Raw genomic sequence first — 24077 nt, forward strand, 5'->3', positions numbered from 1 at the left:
CTCACCAGGCCAAATCTGTTCGGTAACCCACCGGACAGTCAGCATCACGACTCTCCGGCGTGTCGGCGTACGCCTGCGGCGGGGCGACCCGAGCCCCGCCGCGGTCGCCACCGCGCTATTCCAGGTGGAGGGTGGCGGACGCCTGCTCGGCGGTGGAGGTCACCGGCTCGACGTAGAGCAGCCCGGCCCGGTGCCGCAGGTACCGGCCGGCGACGTTCTGCGCCTCCAGCGAGATACCGGCGCTGCTGGCCAGTCCGGTGCGGCGCAGGAAGCTGGCGTCGGCGCGGAACTGCGCCGAGCCGTCGTCGCGCTCCACGAACACCTCGTAGTTGCGGTGCCGGAGGTAGTAGCCGGGGAAGTTGGTCGACTCCAGCGACACCGTGCCGGAACCGGCCAGCCCGGTCACGATCCGGAACTGCGAGTCGGCCAGCGGCGTCACGTTCGCCTCGACCCGGCCCCGGTAGTCGTAGTGCCGCAGGTAGGAGTTGGCGAGGTCATGCGGGCGTAGCCGGACCGGGGTCGCGCCGTCCGGCACCGGGATGCCGAGGTTCGGGGTGCCGTCCGCGTTCCAGTACAGCTTCTGGATCCGGGTACGCCGGTTGGGGTCGTTCAACGGGTCGCCGTTGATGTCCCGGTAGTTGCGGTCGTGGTAAACGAGGATGTCGCTCTGGCCGTCCTCGGAGACGGTGAACGAGTTGTGCCCGGGGCCGTACTGGCCGGTCGCGGCGTTGCTGGTGAAGACCGGGGTCGGGCTCTTGGTCCACGATGCGGCGGAGAGCAGGTTCGCGGTCGCCGAAGCGGTCAGCATCCCGAGGCAGTAGTTCGCGTCGGTGGCGCTGGCCGAGTAGGTCAGGAAGATCCGGCCGTTGCGCTGGATCACCGCCGGCCCCTCGGCCACCCGGTACCCCCGGGTCTCCCAGTCGTACGTCGGCACGGTCAGCCGGGTCACCGTGCCGGAGATCGTCCACGGGTTGGCACCCATCCTGGCCAGGTAGAGGTTGGAGTTGGTCGAGATACCCGGTTCGGACTGGGCCCAGACGAGATAGCGGACGCCGCCCGCGACGAAGGTCGACGCGTCCAGGCTGAACGTGTCCCACGGGGTGCTGATCCGGCCGCGTTCGGTCCAGGACCCGGTCAGCGGGTTGGCGCCGGCGTTCTCCAGCACGTACATCCGGATCCGCCAGATGTCGTCGGTGCGGCCGGCGGCGAAGTAGACGTACCAGCGGTTGTCGATGAAATGGATCTCGGGCGCCCAGATGTGCGCGCCCATCTCCCCGCTGGTGTGCCGGCGCCAGATGGTCGTCTCGGTGGCGCTGGCCAGCCCCTGCAACGTGGTCGCCCGACGCAGCACGATCCGGTCGTACTGCGGCACCGTCGCGGTCATGTAGTAGTAGCCGTCGGTGTGCTTGAAGATGTGCGGGTCGGCGCGCTGGTTGGCCAGCGGGTTGGTGTAGTTCACCGCCGGTGCGGCTGCGGCCGGCACTCCCGGCAGCAGACCGGCCAGCAGCGCGAGCACCGTGGTCAGCGCGGCGAACACCGGCGCGGCCAGCCCCCGGCCGGGATGGCGGGCGGTCGCGGCGCTCCCCGCCGCCGGGCCGGTGCCGAACGGCCGGAGCGGGTGACGGAACATCCTGCGCGGCATCGGCTTCATGACCAGCGACCTTTCGTCGATCCCCGGGAGCGTCCGGTCCGTTACCTTGGTGTTACGGGGACAGTGTGATCGCTAACATCGACGCCAGTCAAGGCTTCTTCAAGCCCCGCGAGGAAAGCGCATTCCCTCTTGACATCGACCGATGTGAGCGCGAACATCATCGATACGTCCGGGCCAGGCCACACCGCTGAACCTTTCAACCCCTTGCGGTCCGACGGACCACATGGTCCGACACGGTGCCCGAGCGCCGCGCGGTTCAGGTTGAAAAGGTTCACTGCACGCCGCACCGCCGGCCGCGCGCCGACACCCGGGCACTGCGGCAAGCGCCCGCCGGCACACCGTCCCGAGCCGGCGTCCGAGCGCCACCCACCGGACACAGCAAGATCCACGCCACCTTGACCGCCCTTGTCAGCCCGCGGGACCGTCGTCCCACGGCACTGCGGGCTCGGCACCGTCCACCGGACGGACCGACGGAAGGAAGACCATGGAAGCTCTCGCTTCCCCACCCCCGAGGGCGCCGGGCCGGCCCCGGCTGCTCCGTACCGCCACCGTGCTCGCGGTCGCCGCCGCGCTCGTCGGCGCCGCGATCGCCGTACCGGTCAGGTCGGCCTCGGCCGCGACCGTCGACCCGAACGCCTGGTACGTCCTGGTGTCCCGGCACAGCGGCAAGGCCCTCGACGTCTACGACCGGTCCACCGCCGACGGTGGCCGGATCGTGCAGTGGGCCCGCAACGACGGTGCCTGGCAGCAGTGGCAGTTCGTCGACTCGGGCGCCGGCTACCACCGGCTCCGCTCCCGGCACAGCGGCAAGGTCCTCGACATCCGGGACTCCTCCACCGCCGATGGTGCGGAGGTGATCCAGTGGACCGACCAGAGCAGCACCGACCAGCAGTTCCGGCTCGCCGACTCGGACGGCGGGTACGTCCGGCTGATCAACCGGAACAGCAACAAGGCCCTCGACGTGTGGGAGTGGTCCACCGCCGACGGCGGCCGGATCAGCCAGTACCCCGACCAGGGCGGCGCCAACCAGCAGTGGCAACTGGTCCGGGTCGGCTCCGACGGGCCCGGAACTCCGCCCCCCACCGGTGGCCCCGGCACGCCGCCGGCCGCCTACCCGGCGCCGATGCGGGTGACCGGGGACATCGGGGTGCACGACCCGACCGTGCTGCGCCGGCCCGGCGGCGACTACCTGGTGGCGCACACCGGCAACGACATCGCGCTGAAGACCTCGACCGACCGGGTCGCGTTCCGCAGCGCCGGATCGGTCTTCCCGAACGGCGCGCCGTGGACCACCAGCTACACCGGGGGCAGCCGCAACCTCTGGGCGCCGGACATCTCGTACCGGAACAACCAGTACTACCTGTACTACTCGGCCTCCACCTTCGGCTCGAACCGGTCGGCGATCTTCCTGGCCACCAGCCCGACCGGCAACTCCGGTAGCTGGACCGACCGGGGCCTGGTGATCGAGTCGCGTACCTCGGACGACTTCAACGCGATCGACCCGAACCTGATCGTGGACGACCAGGGCCGCTGGTGGCTGGCCTTCGGCTCGTTCTGGTCCGGTCTCAAGCTGGTCGCCCTGGACCCGGCCACCGGCAAGCGCTCGGACAGCACGATCCGGAGCATCGCCGGCCGGAACGGCGGCGCGATCGAGGCGCCGACGCTGGTCAAGCGGGGCAGCTACTACTACCTGTACGTCTCCTTCGACCGCTGCTGCCAGGGCGCGTCCAGCACCTACCGGGTGATGGTCGGGCGCTCCACCAGCGTGACCGGACCGTTCGTCGACCGGAACGGCACCGCGCTCACCTCCGGCGGCGGTACCCAGGTGCTCGCCTCGCACGGCGACATCCACGGACCGGGCCACCAGACGGTGCTCTCCGACACCGACGGCGACCTGCTCGTCTACCACTACTACGCGAACAACGGCGCCTCGCTGCTCGGCATCAACCGGATCGGCTACGACTCCGCCGGCTGGCCGTACGTCTACTGACCGCCCCCATCGACCGTAGGGAGCATTCCATGACACCCCTGCATCCGCGCCGGGTCCGCTGGCGGGCCGGACTCGCCGCCGTCGTCGCCGGCCTGGTCGCCGGCACCGGCGTCCTTGCCGCCGCTCCGGCGGCCTCGGCCGCCACCGCCGACCCGAACGTGTACTACGTGCTGGTCAACCGGCACAGCGGCAAGGCCCTCGACGTCTACAACCTGGCCACCGACGACGGCGCCCCGATCAACCAGTACACCCGCAACGACGGCAACTGGCAGCAGTGGCGGTTCCTCGACGCCGGAGGCGGCTACTACAAGGTGCAGTCCCGGCACAGCGGCAAGGTGCTGGAGCTGCCGAACTCCGACGACGGCGTGCAGTTGGTGCAGAACGCCGACAGCGGCAACAGCCGGCAGCACTTCCGGCTCGCCGACTCGGCCGGCGGCCACGTACGCCTGGTCAACCGGGCCAGCGGCAAGGCGCTGGACGTCTGGGAGTGGTCCACCGCAGACGGTGCGATGGTCTCCCAGTACCAGGACCTGGACGGCGCCAACCAGCAGTGGCAGATGGTCAACGTCGGTTCCGTCGGCGGCGGGAACCCGACGCCGGGCACCTTCACCAACCCGATCAAGCGGAACGGGCCGGACCCGTGGCTCCAGCACCACAACGGCTACTACTACCTCGCCACCACGACCTGGAACTCGACGATCACCATGCGCCGGTCCGCGACCCTCGCCGGCCTGGCCAGCGCGCCTGACCAGGTGGTCTTCAACCTCGCCAACCGGCCGAACGGCTGCTGCAACATGTGGGCGCCGGAGTTCCACCTGATCAACGGGCCGAACGGCAACCGGTGGTACCTCTACTACGTGGCGGGGCAGAACGTCAGCGACTTCAACCCGACGCAGCGGCTGCACGTGCTGGAGAGTGCCGGCACCGACCCGATGGGGCCGTACACCTTCAAGGCCGACCTGGGCAGCGACTGGCAGCTCGACGCGAGCGTGCTGCGGGTCAACAACAGCCTCTACCTGCTCGGCACCTACAACGCCGGCGGCAGCTACGGGCAGAGCCTGTTCATCACCCCGCTGAGCAACCCGTGGACGATCAGCGGCTCCCGGGTCCGGCTGACCTCGCCGACGCTGAGCTGGGAACGGCAGACCCATCCGGTGACGGAGGGGCCGGAGCCGCTCTACCGGAACGGCCGGACGATGATCGTCTATTCGGCGAGTGCCTGCTGGGGACCGGACTACAAACTCGGCCTGCTCACCCTGACCGGCGGCAATCCGCTGAGCGCGTCGTCCTGGACCAAGAGCCCCAACCCGGTATTCCAGCGCAGCGACGCCAACGGCGTCTTCGCGCCCGGCCACAACGGCTTCTTCACGTCACCGGACGGGACCGAGGACTGGATCGTGTACCACGCGAACGACTCGGCGAGCGGCGGCTGTGACATGAACCGCTCGACCCGGGCCCAGAAGTTCACCTGGAACAGCGACGGCACCCCCAACTTCGGCACCCCGGTACGGCTCGGCGTGCAGCTCACCGCACCATCGGGCGAGTAGGCCAGGCAGGTCCGCCCGGGGAGTGCGATCCTCGCCAACTCCCCGGGCGGTCCGCCGTACACCCTGGCCGGGGCTCGACCGGAGGGTCAGAGCGCCACCTCGACCGCTGCCGCCCCCGGCTCGGCGAGCCGGAACGTCGCGGTACGGCCGCCGGCCGACACCTCGTACTCGCCGAGGAAGCCGGTGAACCCGACCCGACCCTGTTCGTCCGTGCCGAGTCGGGTCGGCGCGAGCCACCACTCGTCACGGACCAGCGCACGCAGTGCCTCGTACGAGGGCTTCGGCGTGCCGTCGGCCCGGACGAAGCCGCCCGGCGCGCCGAGCCAGCCGCCGTCCACCATCCCCCAGTAGGTGCTCGCCCGCACCGACGGGTGCGACAGCAGGGTCTTGTAGTGCCGGACGATCTCGTCGGCCTGCCGCTCCTCCCCCTCCGGCGTGCTGGGCCACTCCGGAACCTGGTAGTCGTTCAGGTCGACGATGTCGGCCGGCATCAGGTGCCCGGAGAGCAGGGTCGTCTCGGTGAAGTGGATCGGCAGGCCGTACCGGGCGAACCGGTCGACGATGCCGAGGGTCTTCTCCTCGCCCCAGTAGCCCTGGTGCATGTGGCTCTGCAACCCGAGTGCGTCGATCCGGATCCCCGCCTCCAGTACCCCCTCGATCAGGCACTCGTACGCGGCGGACATGTCGAAGTCGTTGAGCAGCAGGGTGGCGCCCGGATTCGCCTCGCGGGCCGCGTCGAAGACCATCCGGACCAGCGGGATGCGCCCCAGGTCCCGGCAGATCCGGGTGAGGCCGTTGTCGTACTTGTCGAAGATCGGCATGATCACGACCTCGTTGATCACGTCCCAGGTGTCGATCAGGCCGGCGAAGTCGGTCACCTCCCGGCGGATCCGGTCCAGTTGCACCTGGGTGATCTCCGGATTGGTCAGCTCGGTCAGCCACTCGGCGCTCACCGTGTGCCAGGCCAGCGGATGACCCTTGACCAGGCAGCCCCGCTCGGCGAACCAGCGCGCCGTCGCCAGGAGGCGCCGGGTGTCCGGCCGGCCGCGCTCGGGCTCGAACCGTCCCCAGTAGAACGGCAGGGTGGCGAAGTTGAACAGGTCGAGCCAGAGGTCGGCGATCCGTTCGACCCGGGTGATGTCGGCCTCGCCCAGCGAGCCCGACCCGCCGTCCGGGCCGGCCTCCGGGGCCGCCGTCAGCTCCCCGTTGGCCAGCGGGATGAACTCGAATCCGGTACAGCCGAACAGGAACGCGTGGTCGCGCTGTGCGACGACCACCTCCTGCCCGGCCAGCGGGGCACCTCCGCTGGTCACGGTCAGGGTGGCGGTGGCGGTCCGGTACTGCCGGATCAGCGCGTCGGAGTCGGGCGACATCGAGCATCCTCCATCGGTGGGGGTGGACGGCGCGGATGGCCAACCGTACGCCGGAGCACCGCTCGACGATCAACTCTGGCCTGCTTGGCAACTGCACGGGTTGCTTGTCGACCTTCCGGCCGGGGCGGCTGGCCGGGCGCGACCGGGGCGGGCACGATGGCGGTATGCGCCTGGTCTCGTTGCTGCCCTCCGCGACGGAGATCGTCTACGCCCTCGGGCTCGGGGACGACCTCGTCGGCGTGACCTTCGAGTGCGACGAGCCGCCGTCGGCCCGGACCGACAAGACGGTCGTGGTCGGCGGTCGGGACACCCGGGGAATGACACCGGCGGCGATCGACGACTACGTGAAGGCACAGATGTCAGCGGGCGCCGACCTCTACACCCTGCACGCCGACGCACTCGCCGGGCTGGAGCCGGAGCTGATCCTGACCCAGGACCTCTGCCGGGTCTGCGCACTCCCCTCCGGGCACGTCGAGGACGCCCTCGACCATCTCGGCTGCCGGGCCGACGTGCTGTCGCTGGACCCGTACACCCTGGACGAGGTCTTCGGGACGATCCTGGCGGTGGGCACGCGGACCGGCGTACCCGATCGGGCCGAGGCTCTGGTCGGCGCGTTGCGGGACCGGCTCGCGGCGGTGGCCTCGGCGGTCCGGGGCCGCCCGCGGCCCCGGGTCGCGGTGGTGGAGTGGGTCGAGCCGCCGTTCACCGCCGGGCACTGGGTGCCCGACCTGGTCCGCGCGGCCGGCGGCGAGCCGGTGGCCGCCCGGCCCGGGGCACGGTCGGTGGAGACGACCTGGCGGGAGTTCGTCGACGCCGAGCCGGAGATCGTGCTCGTGACGCCGTGCGGCTTCCACCTGGACGGCGCGGCCCGACAGGCCGAGGTCGTGGCACGCCGGCTGCCCGGGGTCGCGGTGTGGGCGGTGGACGCGGACGGTCTGGTCGTCCGCCCCGGCCCGCGCCTGGTGGACGGGATCGAGGCGATCGCCGCGATCCTGCACCCGGACGCCGTGCCCGAGCCGCCCGACGGAGCCGTCGCCCGGATCGCCTGACCGACCGGTGACCGGGTCGCCGGCCCGCGCGGCGGCGCCGTACCGCCCCGAGGTCCTGAGAGGATTTGGAGGCTGCTGGCGCTTCCGCCCGCTTCGTACTGCTGCCACCGATTTGATTGACAGCCTCTAGATCGGCATGTATCAAGGTGACACTCTTCGAAGTCCAAGATCTCCAACCTGAGCCACCAGGGAGGGACCAGTGACCGAATCGAATCTGCGGCGCGCCATGGACCGGCGTGCCGTCCTGCGCCTGGGCGCGGGGCTCGGCGCGGGAGCCTTCCTCGCCGGTTGCAGCGTGCAGACCGGCAACGGCGGCGACGGCGGCGGATCGGGATACCCGGAACGCTCGGTCGAGCTGATCGTGCCGTTCGCCCCGGGTGGCAGCACCGACCTGATCGCCCGGACCCTCGGCAAGGCGATCGAGAAGCCGCTCGGCCAGTCGATGGTGATCATCAACCGGGACGGCGCGGCCGCCGCCGTCGGCACCAAGGAAGTGGCCTCGGCCCAGGGCGACGGCTACAAGATCGGCTTCCCGCCGAGTTCGCTGTTCACCCTCACCCCACAACTGGGTAGGAACGCCGCCACGGTCTCGCTCGACGAGCTGCGGGTGGTGATCGGGCTGACCGTCGAGAACATCGTGCTGGTCGCGCACAGGGACTCCCCGTTCAAGACCATCGACGACGTGATCGCGCTCAAGGGCAGCGGGCGGCGGATCACCTACGGGCACTCCGGGGTGGGCACCGGGGCGTACTTCGCGCAGACCGCGTTCTACAAGCTCGCCGGGATCAACGCCACCGACGTGCCGTTCGGCGGCGGCGGTCCGGCCGTCACCGCCGTGCTGGGCAAGCAGGTCGACATCGGCGCCTCCCAGCCGGCCGAGTCGATGCGGCTGGTGCAGTCCGGCGAGCTGCGCTGGCTCGGGGTGTTCAGCCAGCAGCGCAGCCCCTCGCTGCCCGACCTGCCGACCGCCGTCGAGAAGGGCTTCGATCTCACCGTCGACCAGGCCCGATTCATCGCCGGGCCGAAGTCGATGCCGGACGACGCGGTGACCGCGCTCCAGGAGGCGTTCCGGGAGGCGGTCAAGGCACCGGAGTACGACGACTTCCTGAAGAAGAACTACATCGACCGGTTCGAGGTCGACGGCACCGAGGTGGCGAGCAAGATCAAGGGTGACTTCGACCGGTACAAGGCGCTGATCGACCGGTTCGGGCTGGGGCCGAAGTGAGTCGGTCCGACCTCGACGGTGCGTCCCCGCCGGCCGGGGAGGGCGAGCCAGGGCTGCTGCCCTCCGACGACATTCCGCCGGCCGGCCGGCTCGGGCAACTCGTCGCAGGTGTGCTGCCGATCGCGCTCGGCCTGGCCGGTCTCGGATACTCCGTCTCGCTCTCCCTCGGTACGCCCGCCGAGGCCGGGCCGGGGCTCTGGCCGGCACTGGCCAGCCTGCTCCTGCTCGGCGCCGGGTTGTGGTCGCTGGTCTTCGAGCGGAAGGCGGCGGCGGTCGAGCAGTTCGGCCGGGGCGGGATCGGGATCGCCCTCGGGGTCGTCAGCCTGGTCGTCTTCGTGCTGCTGATCAACCGGATCGGCTTCGAGATACCCACCCTGCTGGTGATGGCGTTCTGGCTCAGGGTGCTCGGGCGGGAGTCCTGGCGGGTCACCGCGGTGGTCAGCGTCGTCACCACGGCCGCGCTCTACCTGCTGTTCATCACGCTGCTGGACGTGAAGCTCCCGAGATTGGCCTTCTGAGTGGACTTCCTCGACCCCGTCCTGGCCGGCTTCGGGGTGGTGTTCACCCCGGTGAACCTGCTGTACGTGCTGGCCGGTGTCGTGATCGGCATGGTCATCGGGGTACTGCCCGGCCTCGGACCGGTCGCGACGATCGCACTGCTGCTGCCGATCACCTACGAGATCCCGGCCGAGTCGGCGATCATCATGCTCGCCGGCATCTACTACGGCGCCATGTACGGCGGCACCATCACCTCGGTGCTGCTGCGGCTGCCCGGCGAGGCGGCCACGGTGATCACCACGATCGACGGCTACCAGATGGCCCGGCAGGGGCGGGCCGGCTCGGCTCTGGGCATCGCCGCGATCGGGTCGTTCATCGGCGGCACGGTGAGCATCGTCGGGCTGACCCTGGTCGCCCCGGTGCTGGCCAAATTCTCGCTCGGTTTCGGCCCGCCGGAGAACGCCGTACTGGCCGCGATGGGGATCCTGCTGGTCGCCAGCCTCGGTACGGTCTCCACCGCGAAGAGCCTGGTCGCGGCGGGGCTCGGGCTGCTGCTGGCCGCCGCCGGGCCGGACCCGCTGTTCGCCTCGCCCCGGTTCACCTTCGGCAACATCAACCTGGCCGACGGGGTCGACTTCGTGGCCCTCGCGATGGGGCTGTTCGGGCTCGGCGAGATCCTCTACCTGCTCGAACACCGGGCCCGGAACCGGCTGCCGAAGCCCCGGGTCAGCAACGCCTGGCCGTCCCGGGAGGACTGGCGACAGTCCCGGGGCGCGGTGGGGCGCGGCTCGGTGGTCGGGTTCTTCATCGGACTGCTGCCCGGCGGCGGCGGGGTGCTGTCGTCGATGGCCGCGTACGCCCTGGAGAAGCGGCGCAGCAGGACGCCGGAGCGGTTCGGTCGGGGCGCCATCGAGGGCGTGGCGGCGCCGGAGACCGCGAACAACGCCGCCGCGACCTCCTCGTTCATCCCGCTGCTGACCCTGGGCATCCCGACCAACCCGGTGATGGCGCTGATCTTCGGCGCGCTGTTGCTCCAGGGCATCCCGCCCGGTCCCCGGCTGATCGACGAGAACCCCGAGGTCTTCTGGGGCGTCGTCGACTCGATGTACATCGGCAACATCTTCCTGCTGATCCTGAGTGTCCCGCTGGTCGGCGTCTTCGTCCGGCTGGTCTCGGTCCGGGACAGCATCCTCGCGCCGGTCGTGGTGACGGTGACGATGCTCGGCGTCTACACCGTCAACAACAGCACCTTCGACATGCTGCTGGTGATCGTCTTCGGCGTCCTCGGGTACCTGATGAAGAAGACCGGCTTCGAGCCCGGCCCGCTGGTGCTGGCGTTCGTGCTGGGCAGCCTGCTGGAGACGGCGTTCCGGCAGTCGATGCGGATCTTCGACGGCGATCCGAGCGGGTTCCTGACCCGGCCGATCTCCGGCACCCTCTTCGTGGTCACCGTGCTGGCCCTGCTCGTGCCGGTCGGCGTACGGGTCCTCCGGCGGCGCCGGGAGGCGGCCGCCCCGGCGACCACGCCGCCCACCGGCGCGGCGCCCTCGCCCGCGACCGCACCGGCCGGGGAGACGCCGGTACCGGCCCAGCGGGAGGGCGCGGCGCCGGACCACGACGCCGACGACGACCTGCGCCCACCCGCCGCTCCCGGGCCGCCCGACCGGCCGTGACGGGCGACGGCTCGGCGGACGGTGTGCGGGAGCGGCGTGCGGGCGACCGGGTGGTGCGGGGCTACGGGATGGTGTCCGCGCCGGGGACCCCGGCGCCCGCCGACGGCGGGCTGCTGGAGGCGGAGCCGGCCGAGTAGCTGTACGGCGGCGGCCCGACGCTGCCGTCGGCACGCAGCCAGTCCTCCATCGTCTTGCCGCTGTCGTTCGCCCGGGTGATGGTGGCGATGTCGTAGAAGTTGCTGCTGGTCCAGGTCAGCCGGGCGTTGCCGAAGTCCTCGGTGATGGTCTTGGCACCCCGGACGTAGTTGCTCTCGCCGTAGATCCGGCCCTCGACCCCGAGTCCGACGAAGGAAGCCCGGAGCGGTGGACGAGCGGACGAGCGGACGAGCGGACGGTACAGGAAGGCGCTTTCCTATGCCTGGACGGTAATGATCTGATTCAGGAGCGTCAATATCTGCCATCCGCCCCGGCTCCCCCACCCCGCGCCGGCGGAGGTGGGAGAGCCGGCGCTCGTTCAGCAGGGGCCCAGGTCACGCCACTGCGCGGTCAGTCCCGGCTCGGAGCCCTGCGTCCACCAGTTCGCCTGCCAGAGCCGGCCGTTGTGCCGGACCCGGGCACCCTCCAGGTAGACGGTCCCCCAGTCCCAGGCGGGAGCACCGGCGCAGTTGACCGGCGGCTGGGTGGTCGGCGGGGTGGTGGGCGGCCGGGTGGTGGGTGGCGTGGTCGGCGGCCGGGTGGTCGGCGGCGTGGTCGGGCAGGCACCGCCGCTGCCCACCGTGTCGACGTGGCCGGTGCCGGCCGACCGGTACGCGGCCACCCGGTTCTTCGCCTCGGCGGTGCTGATCACCTCCTGGTCGGCGTAGTAGAGGTAGTCGACCTGCTGGATGTAGCTGGCCAGCCCGGTGCCGGTCCGTCCGGTGAGGTCGATGAACCAGAGGTTGAAGTTGATCGACATCGGGGTCTCCGGGTAGTACCGGTCGCCGTGGTCGGCCACCTGCTGACCGTCCACGTAGTACTTCACCCGGCCGCCGGAAACCGTGAAGACCAGGTCGTGCCAGCCGGCGAAGCTGGTCCGCTGGGCGGTGTGGGTGTTGTCGGCCTGCCACGGCTCGTTCTGGTACGTCTCCCAGGTGGTCTGGTAGAAGATCGGCCCCTGCTCGCCCCAGCCGCCGTTCGGCAGGTACTCGAAGTCGATCTCGCCGTAGTTCGGGTCGAGCGGCCGGTCCAGCGGGGTGATGGTGAAGAAGGTCTCCACCAGGTGGTCACCGTCCGGCCCGGACTGCGGCGCGTCGGTGAACCGCACCCGGCTGGCGTAGGTGCCCTCGAAGAACTTGCGCTGGTGGAAGAACTCGGCGTGGCTGGTACCGCCGGCCGTACCGTCGGTGCGGGCGGTCAGCTGGAGCACCTTCTGCCCGCCGTCGGTGGGGAAGCTGACGTTCGACGCGGGCCAGGACGCCCCGGGCACACCCGGGCCGCCGGAGTTGGTCCGCACCGTCCAGCCCCGGGCGGCGATCGCGGGGTCGGAGGGCGACGAGTAGCCGAAGTCGTCGAAGAGGACGCCGCAGGCGGCTGCGGCGGCGGGGGCGGCGGCCGGTACGGCACCGGCGGTGGTCGCGGTGATGCCGGCGAGAGTGCCGGCGGCCAGCAGGGCCGCCGTACCGGCGGCGAGGCTTCGCGCGCTGGGTCTGGCTGACACGGGGGTTTCTCCTCCCGGTGGGGGTGACAAGGGGGTGACCGGGTACCGGCCGCCGGTCAGGTCCGCGTTCGACTCTGACCCGCCCTCGGGTGAGTGACCCTCACCCACCCGAGGTGAGCCGGCGGCCGGCACGCGGGTGGTGACCAGGTGCGAGGTGCGGTGGTACGGGGCCTAGCGGACCGCACCGGCGGTCAGGCCGGTCCGGATCTGGCGTTGGAAGAGCACGTACGCGGCCAGCACCGGCAACATCGCGATGGTGAGGCCGGCGAAGAGACCGCTCCAGTCACTGCGGTAGCCCTGGCTGACCGACAGGGCCGCCAGGCCCTGGGCCAGCACGTACCGCTCGGGGTCGGGGTTGAGCACCAGCGGCAGCAGGTACTGGTTCCACAGGCCGAGGAAATTGAAGATCGCGATGCTGACCAGGCCCGGCCGGGCCAGCGGCAGCATCACCCGGAAGAGCACGCCCCAGTGCGAGCAACCGTCCAGGAACGCCGCCTCGGCCAGCGCCGAGGGCAGCGACCGGAAGAACCCGTGCAGGAAGAAGACGGTGAACGGCAGGGCGTACGCGGTGTAGACCAGGATCAGCCCGGGATAGGTGCCGAGCAGCCCGAGTTGGCGTACCACGAAGAAGAGCGGCACCAGGGCGAGGAAGACCGGGAAGAGCAGCCCGACGACGAAGAGGTAGTAGAGCAGCCGGTTGCCCGGGAACGAGTACCGGGCCAGGGCGTACGCGACCAGCGCGCCGAGCAGCATGGTCAGCACCAGCGCGCTGCCCACCACGATGGCGCTGTTCAGGAAGTAGCTGCCGATCGACGCCTCGCCCCAGGCCCGGGCCCAGTTGTCGAATCGGGGCGTCGCCGGCACCGTCCACGGACTGGTCAGGATCTCCCGGTCGGTCTTCAGCGAGCTGAGTACCGCCCAGAGCAGCGGCACGGTGACCAGCGCGGCCCAGCCGACCAGGAACAGGTGCGCGGCCAGGTCGCCGAACCGCCCGGTACGGCGGGCCGGGGTGCGGACCGGCGCGGCGGACGGCTGCCGCTGGGCGGGACGGTCGACGAGGGTCGTCACGACAGTTCCACCCGCTCCCGGCGGCCGGCCCGCAGCACGACGACGGCGAGCGCGAGGGTAAGGAAGAACAGCGCCACCCCCATCGCGGCGGCGTAGCCGAACCGGCCGTAGGTGAAGGCGTTGCGGTAGAGGCCGAGCCCGATGACCTCGGTGGCCCCGTCCGGGCCGCCCGGACCGACCGTCATCACCTGGACGACCGCGAAGCCGTCCAGCGCGAGTACCCCGAGGTAGACGAAGGCCACCTGCACGTTCTCCCGGACCAGCGGTAGCACCACCCGGCGGAGTACGGCGAGCCGGCCGGCGCCGTCCAGTACCGCCGCCTCCAGCACGTCGCGCGGGATCGACTCCATGGCGGCGGAGAAGAGCACCATGTAGAAGCCGACCGACGACCAGACCAGCACCCCGGCCACCGCCCAGAGCGCCAGGTGCGGGTCACCCAGCCAGGTCCGGGCCAGGAAGTCCAGGCCGACGGCCCGGAGCGCCCCGTTGAGTACGCCCTCGTTCGGGTGGTACACGAACTGCCAGAGCACCGCGATGATCGGCAGCGAGAGCAGTTGCGGGAAGAAGTAGGCGACCTTGTAGAACTCGCCGCCCCGTACTCCGCCGACCATCGTGCTGCCCCGCCGGCCGCCGAAGTTGACCAGTGCGGCGAGCAGCAGCCCGAGCCCGATGGTGGCCGCCGGCACGACGAGCAGCAGCAGCCCGTTGTTGCGCAGCGCCGCCAGGAAGAGCGGATCGTCGACGAGCCGCCGGAAGTTCTCCAGTCCGACGATCTCCACCTGCCCGGAGACCCCGGTCCAGTCGGTCAGCGCGAGATAGAACGCCTGCGCGTACGGGGAGAGCACGAAGACCGCGTAGAGCAGCAGTCCGGGCAGGATCGCCCCGGCGAGGAAGCGGTACTTGCCGTGCCGCAGGGCCGCCATCGCCGGGCTACCGGGTGTACTTGGTGACGGCGGAGTCGGCGGCGACCGCGTCGGCGGCCTTCTGGATCCGGTCGGCCCACTGCCCCGGGTTGATCCGGCGGGTGGCGAGTTCGCCGGTGGCGTCGTCGACCGCCTTGGCCAGCGGGGCGTACCAGGTGCGGAACCGGTAGGTGACGGTGTTCGGGCCGGCGGCCTGCACGGCGGAGCGGACCGAGCCGAGCCCGGTGCTGACGGCCAGCCCGTCGGTGGCTCCGGCGACGCTGGGCAGCGTGCTGTTCAGCTCGGCGAACCGCCGGGCACTGCCGGAGGAGAAGAGCACCCGGAGGAACTCCAGCCCGCCGCGCGGGTTCTTGGCCCGGGCCGGTACCAGGAACGACTCGCTGCTGGCGGCCTGGATCGTCCCGTACGGCAGCTTGTCGGCCCCGCCCAGCGACGGCACCGCGCCCATCACCATGTCGAAGCCGGCCGGAGTGACGCCCTTCTGCTCGGCCTCCAGCCAGGAGCCGCACGGGATGATCGCGGCCTTCCCCTGCGACCAGGCGGCCTGGGCCTCGGTGTGCGACAGCGCCTCCGAGCCGGCGAGCAGGTAGCCCCGGCCGGCGAGTTCGGCGATCGCGGTCGCCGCGTCCAGCAGCGGCTGCTGCTTCCAGGCGCCCGGCTGGAGGTTGTCGACCGCCTTCACCAGCTCCGGACCGCCGGCCTTGGCCGCCATCGCCAGCAGCGGGTCGTTCAGGTATTCGGGATATTTGCCCTGATAGGTCCAGGGTGCGATGCCCGCCTTCTTGATCTGGGCGCAGAGCGCCAGCATCGCGTCCCAGCTCGTCGGGTACGCCCAGCCGTGCCGGTCGAAGAGCGGCTTGGAATACCAGAGTCCCCAGACGGTGTAGGTGAAGTTGAGCGTGTAGACCTTGCCGTCCAGCGTGCCGTCGGCCACCACCCCCGGCAGCAGGGTGTCCCGGACCTTGCGGCCGGGGTCGTCCAGCGACGGGGCGTCGAGCAGCTCGGTGAGGTCGGCCAGCTTGCCGGCGGCGACCAGGGTGGCCAGGTCGAGCCGGCCGGCACCGGTGTTGTCCACCACGTCCGGCGGGGTGTCGGCGACGAACCGGGGTTGCAGCGCCTCGCCGACCTTCTGGAGCGCCTTGTGGTCCACGGTCGCGCCGGGGAACCGTCCCTTGTAGATGTTCTCGGCGTTGGTGGCGTACTCGTCGCCGTAGCCGCCGTCGAAGATGACCACCTCCAGCGGGGTCGAGGCGGGTACCCCGAGCGGGTTGTCGGCGCTCGTCTCGCCCTTGGCCGCGGCGGGCTGCCCGTCGTCGCCGCCGCTGGTGACGCAGCCGGCGAGGGCCGGGGCGGCCAGCCCGATCGCGGCGGCCCGCAGCACGGTACGTCGACCCGGGCCGGTGGTCGGTGCCGGCCCGGAGCGGGCCGGACGGAGAGAGTTCATGGCGCCTCGCCTTCTTCTCGTCAGGCGGTGCGCCGGATGCGACCGGCGTACCGCGCCTCTAGCTCGCTGTTGCGCTCCCGACCGCCCGGGACGTTCGCGGACAGGTAGACCGGTGGCCGGGTACCGGCGTCGAGCAGCCGGGCGACGACCTCGGCGACGACCTGCTGGGCGAGCAACGCACCGGTGATCGAGGAGATGGCCCCGACGGCACCGCCATCGGGCAGGGGCAGCGCGGCGTCGCCGTACGGCGCCCCGTTGTCGAGTACGACGTCGGCGAGGTCGGCGAGGCGCCGCCCCGACGGGTGCCCGGAGGTGACCCGGGCGGTGTGGTCGAGCGAGGTGATCCCGATCAGGGAGTGGCCGTGCTCCTTGACCAGCAGGGCGAACTCGACGATCACCCCGTTGACGCCGGAGTTGGAGGTGAGCACGAAGACGTCGTCCGGCTTGATCGGCGCCAGTTCGTAGAGCCGGTGCGCCACGGTCGGATCGCGTTCCAGCAGCGGATCTTCGAGTACGGTCCGGTCGGCGCCGCCGTAGAGCACGAGATCGCGCAGGGCGATCCGGTTGCTGGGTACCAGTCCGCCGGCCCGGCCGGCGATCTCCATCGAGAGCGCCTCGGAGTGCCCGCAGCCGAACGCCTGCACCACGCCGCCCCGGTCCAGCGCGGCGGTGATCAGGTCGGCCGCCCGGCGTACGGCGTCGGCCTGGGTCCGGGCGACCCGGTCGATCGCGGCGGTGACGGCGGTGAGGTAGGCGGGTGCGCCGATGTCCATGGTCAAAGCCCCTCCGTGGTCTTGAGCTGCCGGCGTGCGGCTCGCGGCGAGTCGTCCGGCACCCGGTGCGCGTCGACGGCCCGGGCGGTCACCTCGAACGCCTCGGTGGTGCGCTGGTAGGTCCGCTGGGCCACCGCGACGTAGATCAGGTCGAGCACCAGCAGTTGGGAGTGCAGCGCGGAGAGCGCGGCCAGCCGGAACGTCGTCTCCTGCACGGCGGTGGTCAGCACCACGTCGGCGACCTCGGCCAGCGGCGAGCGCCGGAACGAGGTGACCGCGACCGTCAGTGCGCCGTGGTCGGCCGCCTCGGCCAGCACCTCGATCACCTCCCGGGTACGCCCGCTGTGCGACAGCCCGATCGCCACGTCGCCGGGGCCGAGCAGCGCGGCGTTGGTCAGCGCGGTATGCGGGTCGGCCCGGTGCCAGACCGGGATCCGGATCCGTTCCAGCCGGAACGCCATCTCCCGGGCCGCGTTGCCGGAGCTGCCGAGCCCGAACAGGTCGACCCGGTGGGCCTGCGCGACGGCCTCGGCGACCCGGCCGACGGCGGCCAGGTCGACCTGACCGGCGGTGTCCTGGATCGCCCGGGCGTCGGCGCTGGCCACCACCCCGAGCAGGTGGTCGAGCGGGTCGTCGGGCCCGATCTCCCGGTCGATGTCGGTGTCCCAGCGCGCCTGGGCAGCCCGGCCGATCTCGGTGGCCACCGCCACCCGGAGCTGGGCGTAGCCCCGGTAGCCGAAGACCCGGCAGAACCGGGTCACGGTCGCGGTGGAGGTGCCGGCCCGCTCGGCCAGATCGATGATCGTGGCCCGGGCGGTCTCCTCCGGCGCGATCAGGATCTGCTCGGCGACCCGCTGTAGGGCGACCGGCAGCGTGGCCAGCTCGGTACGCAACCGGCCCAGCAGCCCGCTCTCCTCCATCAACATTCCTTTCACGACAACCAGGTGATGAAAAAAGTTATGACCATTTGGGGTCGCGAGTCAATAGGTTTGACATTGACGATCGGTAGCCGCACCATCGGCAGCATGGTCGATGCGTTCGTACTCGGCGCCGACTGCGGCGGCACGGCCACCCGGGTGGTACTGGCCACGGTGGACGGCCGGATCGTGGGGCGTGGCCGCGCCCGGCCCGGTAACCCGGTCGCCACTGATCCGGCCGAGGCCGCCGCCGCGCTCGGCGAGGCCGGCCGGGCCGCGCTGCACGGATACGACCCGAGCCGGGTGGTCGGCGCCGTGGTCGGGCTGGCCGGGGTGGCCCGGCTGGCCGAGCCGGAGGTCTCCGCCCGGTACGCCGCGCAGTGGTCACGGCTCGGGCTGAGCTGCCCGATGCATCCGGTCGGCGACGCGGTGGTGGCGTTCGCGGCCGGCACCCCGGCCGAGTGCGGCACGGTCCTGATCGCCGGCACCGGTGCGGTCGCCGCCGAGGTCCGCGACGACACGGTCGGCCGCACCGCCGACGGCCTCGGCTGGCTGCTCGGCGACGAGGGCTCCGGATTCTGGCTCGGCCTGGCGGCGGCGAGGTCCACGGCCCGGGCGCTCTACCGGGGACCACCGTCCGGTGCGCTGGCCCGCGCCGTGGCCACCGAGATCGGCACCACCGAGCCGGACGGTTTCGTGACCCGGGTCTACCAGGTCGGCCGCGACCGGCTGGCCGGGCTGGCCCCGCTGGTCGGCACGGCGGCCCGGGACGGTGACCCGGACGCGACGGCCATCCTGGAGACCGCCGCCGAACGGCTCGCCGGCACACTCCTGTCGCTGCATCCGGCGCCAGGTCCGGTGGTGCTGGCCGGCGGCGTCCTGGCCGGGGTACCGGAGATCCGCACCGCCGTGCAGGACCGGCTCGTCGACCGGCTGGGCCGGCCCGGTGTGCCGGCCGGGGACGCCGCCGCCGGCGCCGCCTGGGTCGCCCTCCACCGCTTCCTCGGGTACGCCGACCCGGCGCTGCACGCCCGGCTGCTGGCCGCCTCGGCCAGCGGCGTCGGCGTGGACCCGGCCGGCGGCGGCCCGGCCTGACCGGCGGCAGCCGGAGGTCTGCGCGGCGGCGGGCCGGTCCACGGACGACGGCTGCCGGGAAGTCACGGATGCGACTTCCCGGCAGCCGTCCGGAAGGGATTACCTCGGGGTGAACTCCACCCAGTTCAGGTTCACCAGGCCGGTGGTCGGGCCACCGGTGACCGGCTGGAAGACCAGGTAGAGCCGGTGCCCGCCGGCCGGCTGGTCGACCGCCAGGGTCTGGCTGGACCAGTCGTTGTTGCCGGTCGTGGCGTTCAGCGTGGCGGTGCCGACGAGCGGGCCGGTCGGCGAGTCGAGCCGCAGTTCGACGGTGGCCCGCGGCGTACCGGCGGTGGCCGCCGAGCCGCCGGAGACCCGGAAGGTGACCGCGCTGGCGTCACCCAGGTTGATCGGGTCGAACGCGATCGAGTCGCCCGCGTCGATCCCGTTGACGTGCTGGCCACCACCGGCATCGCTGGTGTTGGCGATCGTCACATTCTGCTTGACCTGGGCGAACTCGGCCTGCTGCCGGGGCGTCTGGATCACGACCTGGTTGACCGTGGTCAGCGCCGGCTGCCCGCCACCACCAAGGTCGGTGTAGGAAGCGCTGATCCCGCCGTACAGGTAGCCGCCGGCGTGGTCGGCGCCGTCGGCCGGAGACTGCAACGTACCGGTGCAGCCGGTGGTCGAGCCGTGCTCGTGGCCGTGCGTGTCGTGCCCGAGTACGAAGCTGACCGTCACCCGGGAGCAGTCGATCGTCCCGTCCTCCGGGTCGGTGACCGTCACCGTGTACGGGACCGGGTCGCCCCAGTTGAAGAAGGATCCCGGGATCGGGCTGGTCACCGTCACCGTCGGGGCGGTGTTGCCGACCGTGATGGTCCGGGTCAGCACCCCTGTCTTGCCGCTGGAGTCGGTCACCGTCAACCTCGCGGTGTACGTCCCGTTCGCGGTGTAGGTGTGCGACGTGCTCGGGTCGGCCGAGTCGACCGTACCGTCGCTGGTGAAGTCCCAGGCGTAGGAGATCGACTCACCCGGGTCCGGGTCGTGCGAGCCGACGGCCGAGAAGTTCACCGTCAACGGGGCCTGCCCGGAGGTCGGGCTGGCGTTCAGCACCGCGACCGGCGACCGCTTGCCCTTGACGTAGCGGATCACCGAGAGCTGGGCGTCCGGGTTGGCGGTGAAGAAGCCGTCGCCGTACTCCAGCAGGTAGAGGCTGCCGTCCGGGCCGAACTCCATCTCCATCGGGTTGTCGAAGACGAAGCCGGGCAGCAGTTGCTCGACGCCGACCAGCCCGCCGTTGCCGTTGGTCCGCATCATGAAGATCTTGTCCCGGGTGAACTCGCCGAACGCCACCGCGTTGTCGTAGTACTCCGGGAACTTCGTCTCCGAGGTCGACTCCGGGTCGTAGTGGTAGATCGGTCCGCCGTGCGGGCCGACCCCGCCGGTCCCGATCACCGGCCACTTGAAGTCGCAGCTCAGTGGCGGCGTCTCCAGGTACGTCCCCGGGCACGGGGTACGCGCCTCGTAGGTGTACCAGAACTGCGGGTCCTGCACTGGCGGCAGCACCGTGCGGCCGGTGTTCCGGGGCGAGTCGTTCACCGGGGCACCGCAGTTGAACGGTTCCCCGGAGGTCCGGGTGGCGAAGTCGTAGTCGACGTAGGGCAGGGCCGGCGAGTAGCAGTACGGCCAGCCGTAGTTGCCGGCCTTGTTGGTGGAGAACCACCGGCCGGTCCCCTCCGGCCCCCGGGCCGGGTTCGAGGTCCGGCTGTCCGGCGAGTAGTCGCCGACGTAGACCCGCCCGGAGGCGTCCACGTCGAACCGGAACGGGTTGCGCAGCCCCATCAGGAAGATCTCCGGACGGGTCTTGTTGTCGTGGTCCTGCGCCTCCGGGAAGAGGTTCCCGGCCGGGATGGTGTACGTGCCGTTCGCCCGTACCTTGATCCGCAGCAGCTTGCCGCGCAGGTCGTTGGTGTTGCCGGAGGAGCGCTGGGCGTCGTAGCCCGGGCCCTGGGTCGGCGACTCGTTGATCGGGGCGAAGCCGTCCGAGCCACCCGCGTTGGTGTCGTCACCGGTGATCAGATAGAGGTTGCCCTTGCCGTCGAACTTCACCTTGCCGGCGACGTGGCAGCAGATGCCCCGGTCCACGTCCACCCGCAGGATCTGCTGCTCGGTGCTCATGTCCAGGTGCGGGGTCGGGCCGTCGACGAACTTGACCCGGGAGAGCTGGTTGTAGCCCTTGAACTTGTCCCAGACCGTCGGGTCGGCGCTGGTGGCCGGCGCGTCACCCTCGTTGACCCCCGGGGTCGCCGGGTTGTCGACCGGCGTGTTCAGCGGCGGCGAGTAGTAGAGGTAGACCCACTTGTTGGTGGCGAAGTCGGGGTCGATCGAGATGGTCTGCAGCCCGTCCTCGTCGTGGCTGTAGACCGGGATGGTGTTGATCACCGGGCTGGCGCCGCTGGCCGGGTCGTAGAGCCGGACCTGTCCGCCCCGGGTGTTGTGCAGCACCCGGCCGTCCGGGAGCACGGCGAGCGACATCGGCTCGCCCGGCTCGTCGTTGAGGGTGACCTTCTCGTAGTTGCCGGTCACGGTCGCCCCGCAGTCGCCCTCGACCACGCCGGCCGCCCACTGGATGCCGCCGAGCAGGTGCCGGGTGAACGGCTTCGAGCGATACGTCTCGATGGAGTGACCGAGCCCGGTGTACCACGAGCGTCCGCCCTGGTAGTCCTTGCACCAGGCGACCGGATGGTCGAAGCCCATCGCGCCACCGGCGAAGCTGCGCTCGTCGGCGGTGGCCAGCACGTGCGAGACGCCCCGGACGTTGGCGGAGAAGTTGTACCACTCCTCGGTCAGGGTCAGGGTGCGCGGCACGGTCTCGGTGGACGGGTGCGCCCGGTCGGCGACGTCGATGTTGCCCGGCTCGACCGGGGAGGCGCCGGTGGCCTTCGCGCCGAGCAGGCTCTGGTAGAAGGCCCAGTCCGGCTCGGTCTCGGCCGCCGCGTGCACCCCGGCGTAGCCGCCGCCGGCCCGGACGTACTTCTCGAACGCCGCCTCCTGGGTGACGTTCAGGATGTCGCCGGTGGTGTTGAGGAAGACCACCGCGCGATACTTTCCGAGGTTCTGCTCGGTGAACGCCGCCGCGTCCTGGGTGACGGTGACCCGGAACCCGTGCTCCCTGCCGAGGTCCCGGATCGCCCGCACACCGTCCGGAATGGACGCCCGCCGCGCCCCGGCCGTCTTGGTGAAGACCAGTACGCCGTAGTCGCGCGGCGCCCGGGCGTCCGAGCGGAGCGCGGCCGGGCCGTTCTCCTCGGCCACCAGTTGCTCGGCGGGTACGCCGCCGGAACCCGCTCCCGGGTCCGGTACGGCTGCCGCCGGGGCCTGGACCGTCAGCGGGACGATCGTCGCGGTCGCCGCCAGCACGGTCAGCCAGCGGCGCATGGTTCTCTTCATCTCTCCTCCGTCTGCACGCCGTAGGGGTTACGGGAAGCGGGCGGGACACGGCGATCCGTGTCCCGCCCGGGAGGTCACCGGCGGTAGATGGTCAGCTCCGACATGTTGGTGTAGCTGAGCGCGGCGAAGTCGAGCGACTGGCCGGGGTTGGCCGCCCCGCCGGGCGCGGTGTCCTGCTCCCAGTTGGCGTGCCGGAAGTCCGGGTCGCCGATGGTCTGGAAGAACTGCTGGAAGTTGATGTCGCCCTCGCCGAGCGGGGTCATCTCGTAGCCGTTGGCCAGCGCGCTGTTCCGGTTGCCGTCCTTGGCGTGGAAGAGCGGGAACCGCTTGCTCTGCGAGACCACGTTGAGGATCGGGTCGAACAGGTCGGTCTTCTCCCGACCCCACCGGTCGACGTACTTCTGGTGCTTGAACCGGGCGACGTAGGCCCAGTAGATGTCCAGTTCGAAGAAGACGTACCTCGGGTCGGTCTTCCGGAAGAAGTACTCCAGCCGGCGGGTGCCGGAGGAGCGGGTCGGCCGGCCGTTCGCGTCCAGCGGCCCCGCGTCGAGCAGGAAGGAGTACGCGGCGTCGTGGTTGTGCGTGTAGAGCCGGAGTCCGCGACTGCGGGCCTGCCGGCCGAGTTCGTTCCAGACGTCCGCCGCCGCGTCCCAGTCCGAGGTGTACGCCGAGTTCGTCGGGTCGCTGCCGGTGCCGATGTTCTTCATGCCGAGCGTCTCGGCGATGTCCATCTGCTGCTCGAAGGTGGCCGGATTGATCGAGGTGTGCGTACCGTTGGCGACCAGCCCGTTGTCGTCGAGAATCTTGCGGATCTCCGCCGGGGTGATCTGCCGGCCCAGGATCTGGGTGTTCTGGGTGTAGCCGGCGAACTCCACCTCCTGGTAGCCGAGTTCGGCGATCCGGGCGAGCACCCGCTCGAAGCCGTACGGCACACCGCTGTCGTCGGGGGCGGCGGAGATCCGGTCCCGGACGCTGTAGAGGATGATGCCCCGGTTGCGGCCCGGGATCAGCGGCTCGGCCCGCAGTTGCCCGTGCGCGACGGCGGGGGTCTCGGTCCGGACCACGTTGGCGCCGACCGCGCTGAGCGCGGCGGCCGCGCCGGCCGAGGCGGCCAGGATGCTGCGCCGGGTGAGCCGGCGGCGATCCGCCGGATCCATCGGTTCGCGCTGCGTCTTCCCCATGTCCTGCACCTTCCCGGGCGGCGACGCCTCCGCCGCCCATGCTTGGATCGATTCAAGAGGTCTTCGGTGGGCAGCTCGGATGCTCGGGTGAGTGCCCGCGCGAAGAAAGTCGACGGGTACGGGCGCGCTCACGTGCCACTCGTGGCGCGCGGGGACGTGCGTCGCGGCCGTGGCCGGGCCGGACGCCTTCGTGACTCCCGCTCCGGCTTCCACCCGGGCGGGATATGACGATCAGCGATCTTCTCTGTTACGAATAGACACACGCTAGAGGCTGCGCAGCGAGAAGAAAAGAGCAGGGCGCGCCAACTTTGGTCGCGGTTTACAAAAGTTCGTCGCACCCAGCGGAAAGTTCCCGTCGATTGTGGTCGAACGGGACCCGGCCCCTCTCCGGGGTCCGGTCTTGCGCCCATCAGAGGGCGTCCGGTACGTGGGAGTCAGCCGCCGGGCCGAGCCGGGCATCCCAGTTACGGAGACTGTCGAGCTGGGTGCACAGGCGGGGCGCGACAATCCCGACATCGCGCCGCCTGTCCCCGACGGGAGCACAA

Annotated in this window: 18 protein-coding genes; 7 read left to right on the forward strand and 11 right to left on the reverse strand. The window is 71.1% G+C overall.

The genetic code is table 11. The annotated features are described in order from the left end of the window. Positions 1 to 115: 115 nt before the first annotated feature. Complete coding sequence (locus tag AAH979_RS09265; protein ID WP_346257646.1) at positions 116 to 1651, reverse strand: family 43 glycosylhydrolase; 1536 nt, start codon at positions 1649 to 1651, stop codon at positions 116 to 118. A gap of 484 nt (positions 1652 to 2135) precedes the next feature. Here AAH979_RS09265 and AAH979_RS09270 point away from each other — a divergent pair, with 484 nt between their 5' ends. Continuing rightward, on the forward strand, positions 2136 to 3641 hold the full coding sequence (locus tag AAH979_RS09270) for a family 43 glycosylhydrolase (RefSeq protein ID WP_346257647.1): 1506 nt from the start codon (positions 2136 to 2138) through the stop codon (positions 3639 to 3641). Between the two features lie 29 nt (positions 3642 to 3670). Further along, positions 3671 to 5188 carry a family 43 glycosylhydrolase gene (locus AAH979_RS09275; protein WP_346257648.1) on the forward strand — a complete coding sequence of 506 codons (1518 nt, stop codon included), beginning with the start codon at positions 3671 to 3673 and terminating at the stop codon, positions 5186 to 5188. A gap of 86 nt (positions 5189 to 5274) precedes the next feature. Here AAH979_RS09275 and AAH979_RS09280 read toward each other — a convergent pair whose 3' ends face one another. After that, positions 5275 to 6561 carry an endo-1,4-beta-xylanase gene (locus AAH979_RS09280; RefSeq protein WP_346257649.1) on the reverse strand — a complete coding sequence of 429 codons (1287 nt, stop codon included), beginning with the start codon at positions 6559 to 6561 and terminating at the stop codon, positions 5275 to 5277. A 35-nt stretch (positions 6562 to 6596) separates the two neighbouring features. Here AAH979_RS09280 and AAH979_RS09285 point away from each other — a divergent pair, with 35 nt between their 5' ends. The 4 genes from AAH979_RS09285 to AAH979_RS09300 all read left to right on the forward strand — a co-directional run bounded on the left by AAH979_RS09285 (position 6597) and on the right by AAH979_RS09300 (position 11006). Next, positions 6597 to 7610: a cobalamin-binding protein gene (locus AAH979_RS09285; RefSeq protein WP_346257650.1), complete on the forward strand. Its 1014-nt coding sequence runs from the start codon at positions 6597 to 6599 to the stop codon at positions 7608 to 7610. Between the two features lie 199 nt (positions 7611 to 7809). Continuing rightward, positions 7810 to 8835, forward strand: coding sequence for a tripartite tricarboxylate transporter substrate binding protein (locus AAH979_RS09290; RefSeq protein WP_346257651.1), 1026 nt, complete (start codon positions 7810 to 7812; stop codon positions 8833 to 8835). Then, positions 8832 to 9353 carry a tripartite tricarboxylate transporter TctB family protein gene (locus AAH979_RS09295; RefSeq protein WP_346257652.1) on the forward strand — a complete coding sequence of 174 codons (522 nt, stop codon included), beginning with the start codon at positions 8832 to 8834 and terminating at the stop codon, positions 9351 to 9353. The genes AAH979_RS09290 and AAH979_RS09295 overlap by 4 nt, the downstream gene beginning before the upstream one ends. Next, on the forward strand, positions 9354 to 11006 hold the full coding sequence (locus AAH979_RS09300) for a tripartite tricarboxylate transporter permease (RefSeq protein WP_346257653.1): 1653 nt from the start codon (positions 9354 to 9356) through the stop codon (positions 11004 to 11006). A gap of 61 nt (positions 11007 to 11067) precedes the next feature. Here AAH979_RS09300 and AAH979_RS09305 read toward each other — a convergent pair whose 3' ends face one another. From AAH979_RS09305 to AAH979_RS09335, 7 genes are all read right to left on the reverse strand, one after another. Continuing rightward, positions 11068 to 11193, reverse strand: a complete 126-nt coding sequence (locus AAH979_RS09305) for a hypothetical protein (RefSeq protein ID WP_346257654.1) — start codon at positions 11191 to 11193, stop codon at positions 11068 to 11070. Between the two features lie 327 nt (positions 11194 to 11520). Next, a complete protein-coding gene (locus AAH979_RS09310; protein WP_346257655.1) occupies positions 11521 to 12702 on the reverse strand; it encodes a carbohydrate-binding protein in 1182 nt (393 codons plus the stop codon). A 171-nt stretch (positions 12703 to 12873) separates the two neighbouring features. Next, the gene (locus AAH979_RS09315; protein WP_346257808.1) at positions 12874 to 13680 is read right to left on the reverse strand and encodes a carbohydrate ABC transporter permease; all 807 of its coding nucleotides are present in this window, start codon (positions 13678 to 13680) and stop codon (positions 12874 to 12876) included. An 86-nt stretch (positions 13681 to 13766) separates the two neighbouring features. Further along, a complete protein-coding gene (locus AAH979_RS09320) occupies positions 13767 to 14693 on the reverse strand; it encodes a sugar ABC transporter permease (RefSeq protein ID WP_346257656.1) in 927 nt (308 codons plus the stop codon). A 7-nt stretch (positions 14694 to 14700) separates the two neighbouring features. Beyond that, on the reverse strand, positions 14701 to 16137 hold the full coding sequence (gene ngcE / locus AAH979_RS09325) for an N-acetylglucosamine/diacetylchitobiose ABC transporter substrate-binding protein (RefSeq protein WP_346257658.1): 1437 nt from the start codon (positions 16135 to 16137) through the stop codon (positions 14701 to 14703). 20 nt (positions 16138 to 16157) lie between these two features. Next, positions 16158 to 16910 (reverse strand): SIS domain-containing protein, encoded by a 753-nt coding sequence (locus AAH979_RS09330; protein ID WP_346257809.1) that lies wholly within the window; start codon positions 16908 to 16910, stop codon positions 16158 to 16160. A 2-nt stretch (positions 16911 to 16912) separates the two neighbouring features. Further along, entirely contained in the window at positions 16913 to 17830 is a 918-nt protein-coding gene (locus AAH979_RS09335; RefSeq protein ID WP_346257659.1) for a MurR/RpiR family transcriptional regulator, read from the reverse strand. A 105-nt stretch (positions 17831 to 17935) separates the two neighbouring features. Here AAH979_RS09335 and AAH979_RS09340 point away from each other — a divergent pair, with 105 nt between their 5' ends. Next, positions 17936 to 18922 carry a BadF/BadG/BcrA/BcrD ATPase family protein gene (locus tag AAH979_RS09340; RefSeq protein ID WP_346257660.1) on the forward strand — a complete coding sequence of 329 codons (987 nt, stop codon included), beginning with the start codon at positions 17936 to 17938 and terminating at the stop codon, positions 18920 to 18922. 99 nt (positions 18923 to 19021) lie between these two features. Here the strand turns inward: AAH979_RS09340 and AAH979_RS09345 are convergent, their stop codons facing one another. Both AAH979_RS09345 and AAH979_RS09350 read right to left on the reverse strand, forming a co-directional pair. After that, positions 19022 to 22351, reverse strand: a complete 3330-nt coding sequence (locus AAH979_RS09345) for a ThuA domain-containing protein (RefSeq protein ID WP_346257661.1) — start codon at positions 22349 to 22351, stop codon at positions 19022 to 19024. Positions 22352 to 22425: 74 nt separating this feature from the next. Beyond that, the gene (locus AAH979_RS09350) at positions 22426 to 23532 is read right to left on the reverse strand and encodes a sugar phosphate isomerase/epimerase (protein WP_346257662.1); all 1107 of its coding nucleotides are present in this window, start codon (positions 23530 to 23532) and stop codon (positions 22426 to 22428) included. Positions 23533 to 24077: the final 545 nt, after the last annotated feature.

The organism is Plantactinospora sp. ZYX-F-223 (assembly GCF_039649625.1).
Taxonomy (GTDB): Bacteria; Actinomycetota; Actinomycetes; order Mycobacteriales; family Micromonosporaceae; genus Plantactinospora.

Coding starts and splice junctions, on each gene's coding strand:
- AAH979_RS09305 (WP_346257654.1), bottom strand. CDS start 11,193: ATGGAGGACTGGCTGCGTGCCGACGGCAGCGTCGGGCCGCCGCCGTAC.
- AAH979_RS09275 (WP_346257648.1), top strand. CDS start 3,671: ATGACACCCCTGCATCCGCGCCGGGTCCGCTGGCGGGCCGGACTCGCC.
- AAH979_RS09340 (WP_346257660.1), top strand. CDS start 17,936: ATGGTCGATGCGTTCGTACTCGGCGCCGACTGCGGCGGCACGGCCACC.
- AAH979_RS09270 (WP_346257647.1), top strand. CDS start 2,136: ATGGAAGCTCTCGCTTCCCCACCCCCGAGGGCGCCGGGCCGGCCCCGG.
- AAH979_RS09280 (WP_346257649.1), bottom strand. CDS start 6,561: ATGTCGCCCGACTCCGACGCGCTGATCCGGCAGTACCGGACCGCCACC.
- AAH979_RS09320 (WP_346257656.1), bottom strand. CDS start 14,693: ATGGCGGCCCTGCGGCACGGCAAGTACCGCTTCCTCGCCGGGGCGATC.
- AAH979_RS09345 (WP_346257661.1), bottom strand. CDS start 22,351: ATGAAGAGAACCATGCGCCGCTGGCTGACCGTGCTGGCGGCGACCGCG.
- ngcE (WP_346257658.1), bottom strand. CDS start 16,137: ATGAACTCTCTCCGTCCGGCCCGCTCCGGGCCGGCACCGACCACCGGC.
- AAH979_RS09285 (WP_346257650.1), top strand. CDS start 6,597: ATGGCCAACCGTACGCCGGAGCACCGCTCGACGATCAACTCTGGCCTG.
- AAH979_RS09265 (WP_346257646.1), bottom strand. CDS start 1,651: ATGAAGCCGATGCCGCGCAGGATGTTCCGTCACCCGCTCCGGCCGTTC.
- AAH979_RS09330 (WP_346257809.1), bottom strand. CDS start 16,910: ATGGACATCGGCGCACCCGCCTACCTCACCGCCGTCACCGCCGCGATC.
- AAH979_RS09335 (WP_346257659.1), bottom strand. CDS start 17,830: ATGGAGGAGAGCGGGCTGCTGGGCCGGTTGCGTACCGAGCTGGCCACG.
- AAH979_RS09350 (WP_346257662.1), bottom strand. CDS start 23,532: ATGGGGAAGACGCAGCGCGAACCGATGGATCCGGCGGATCGCCGCCGG.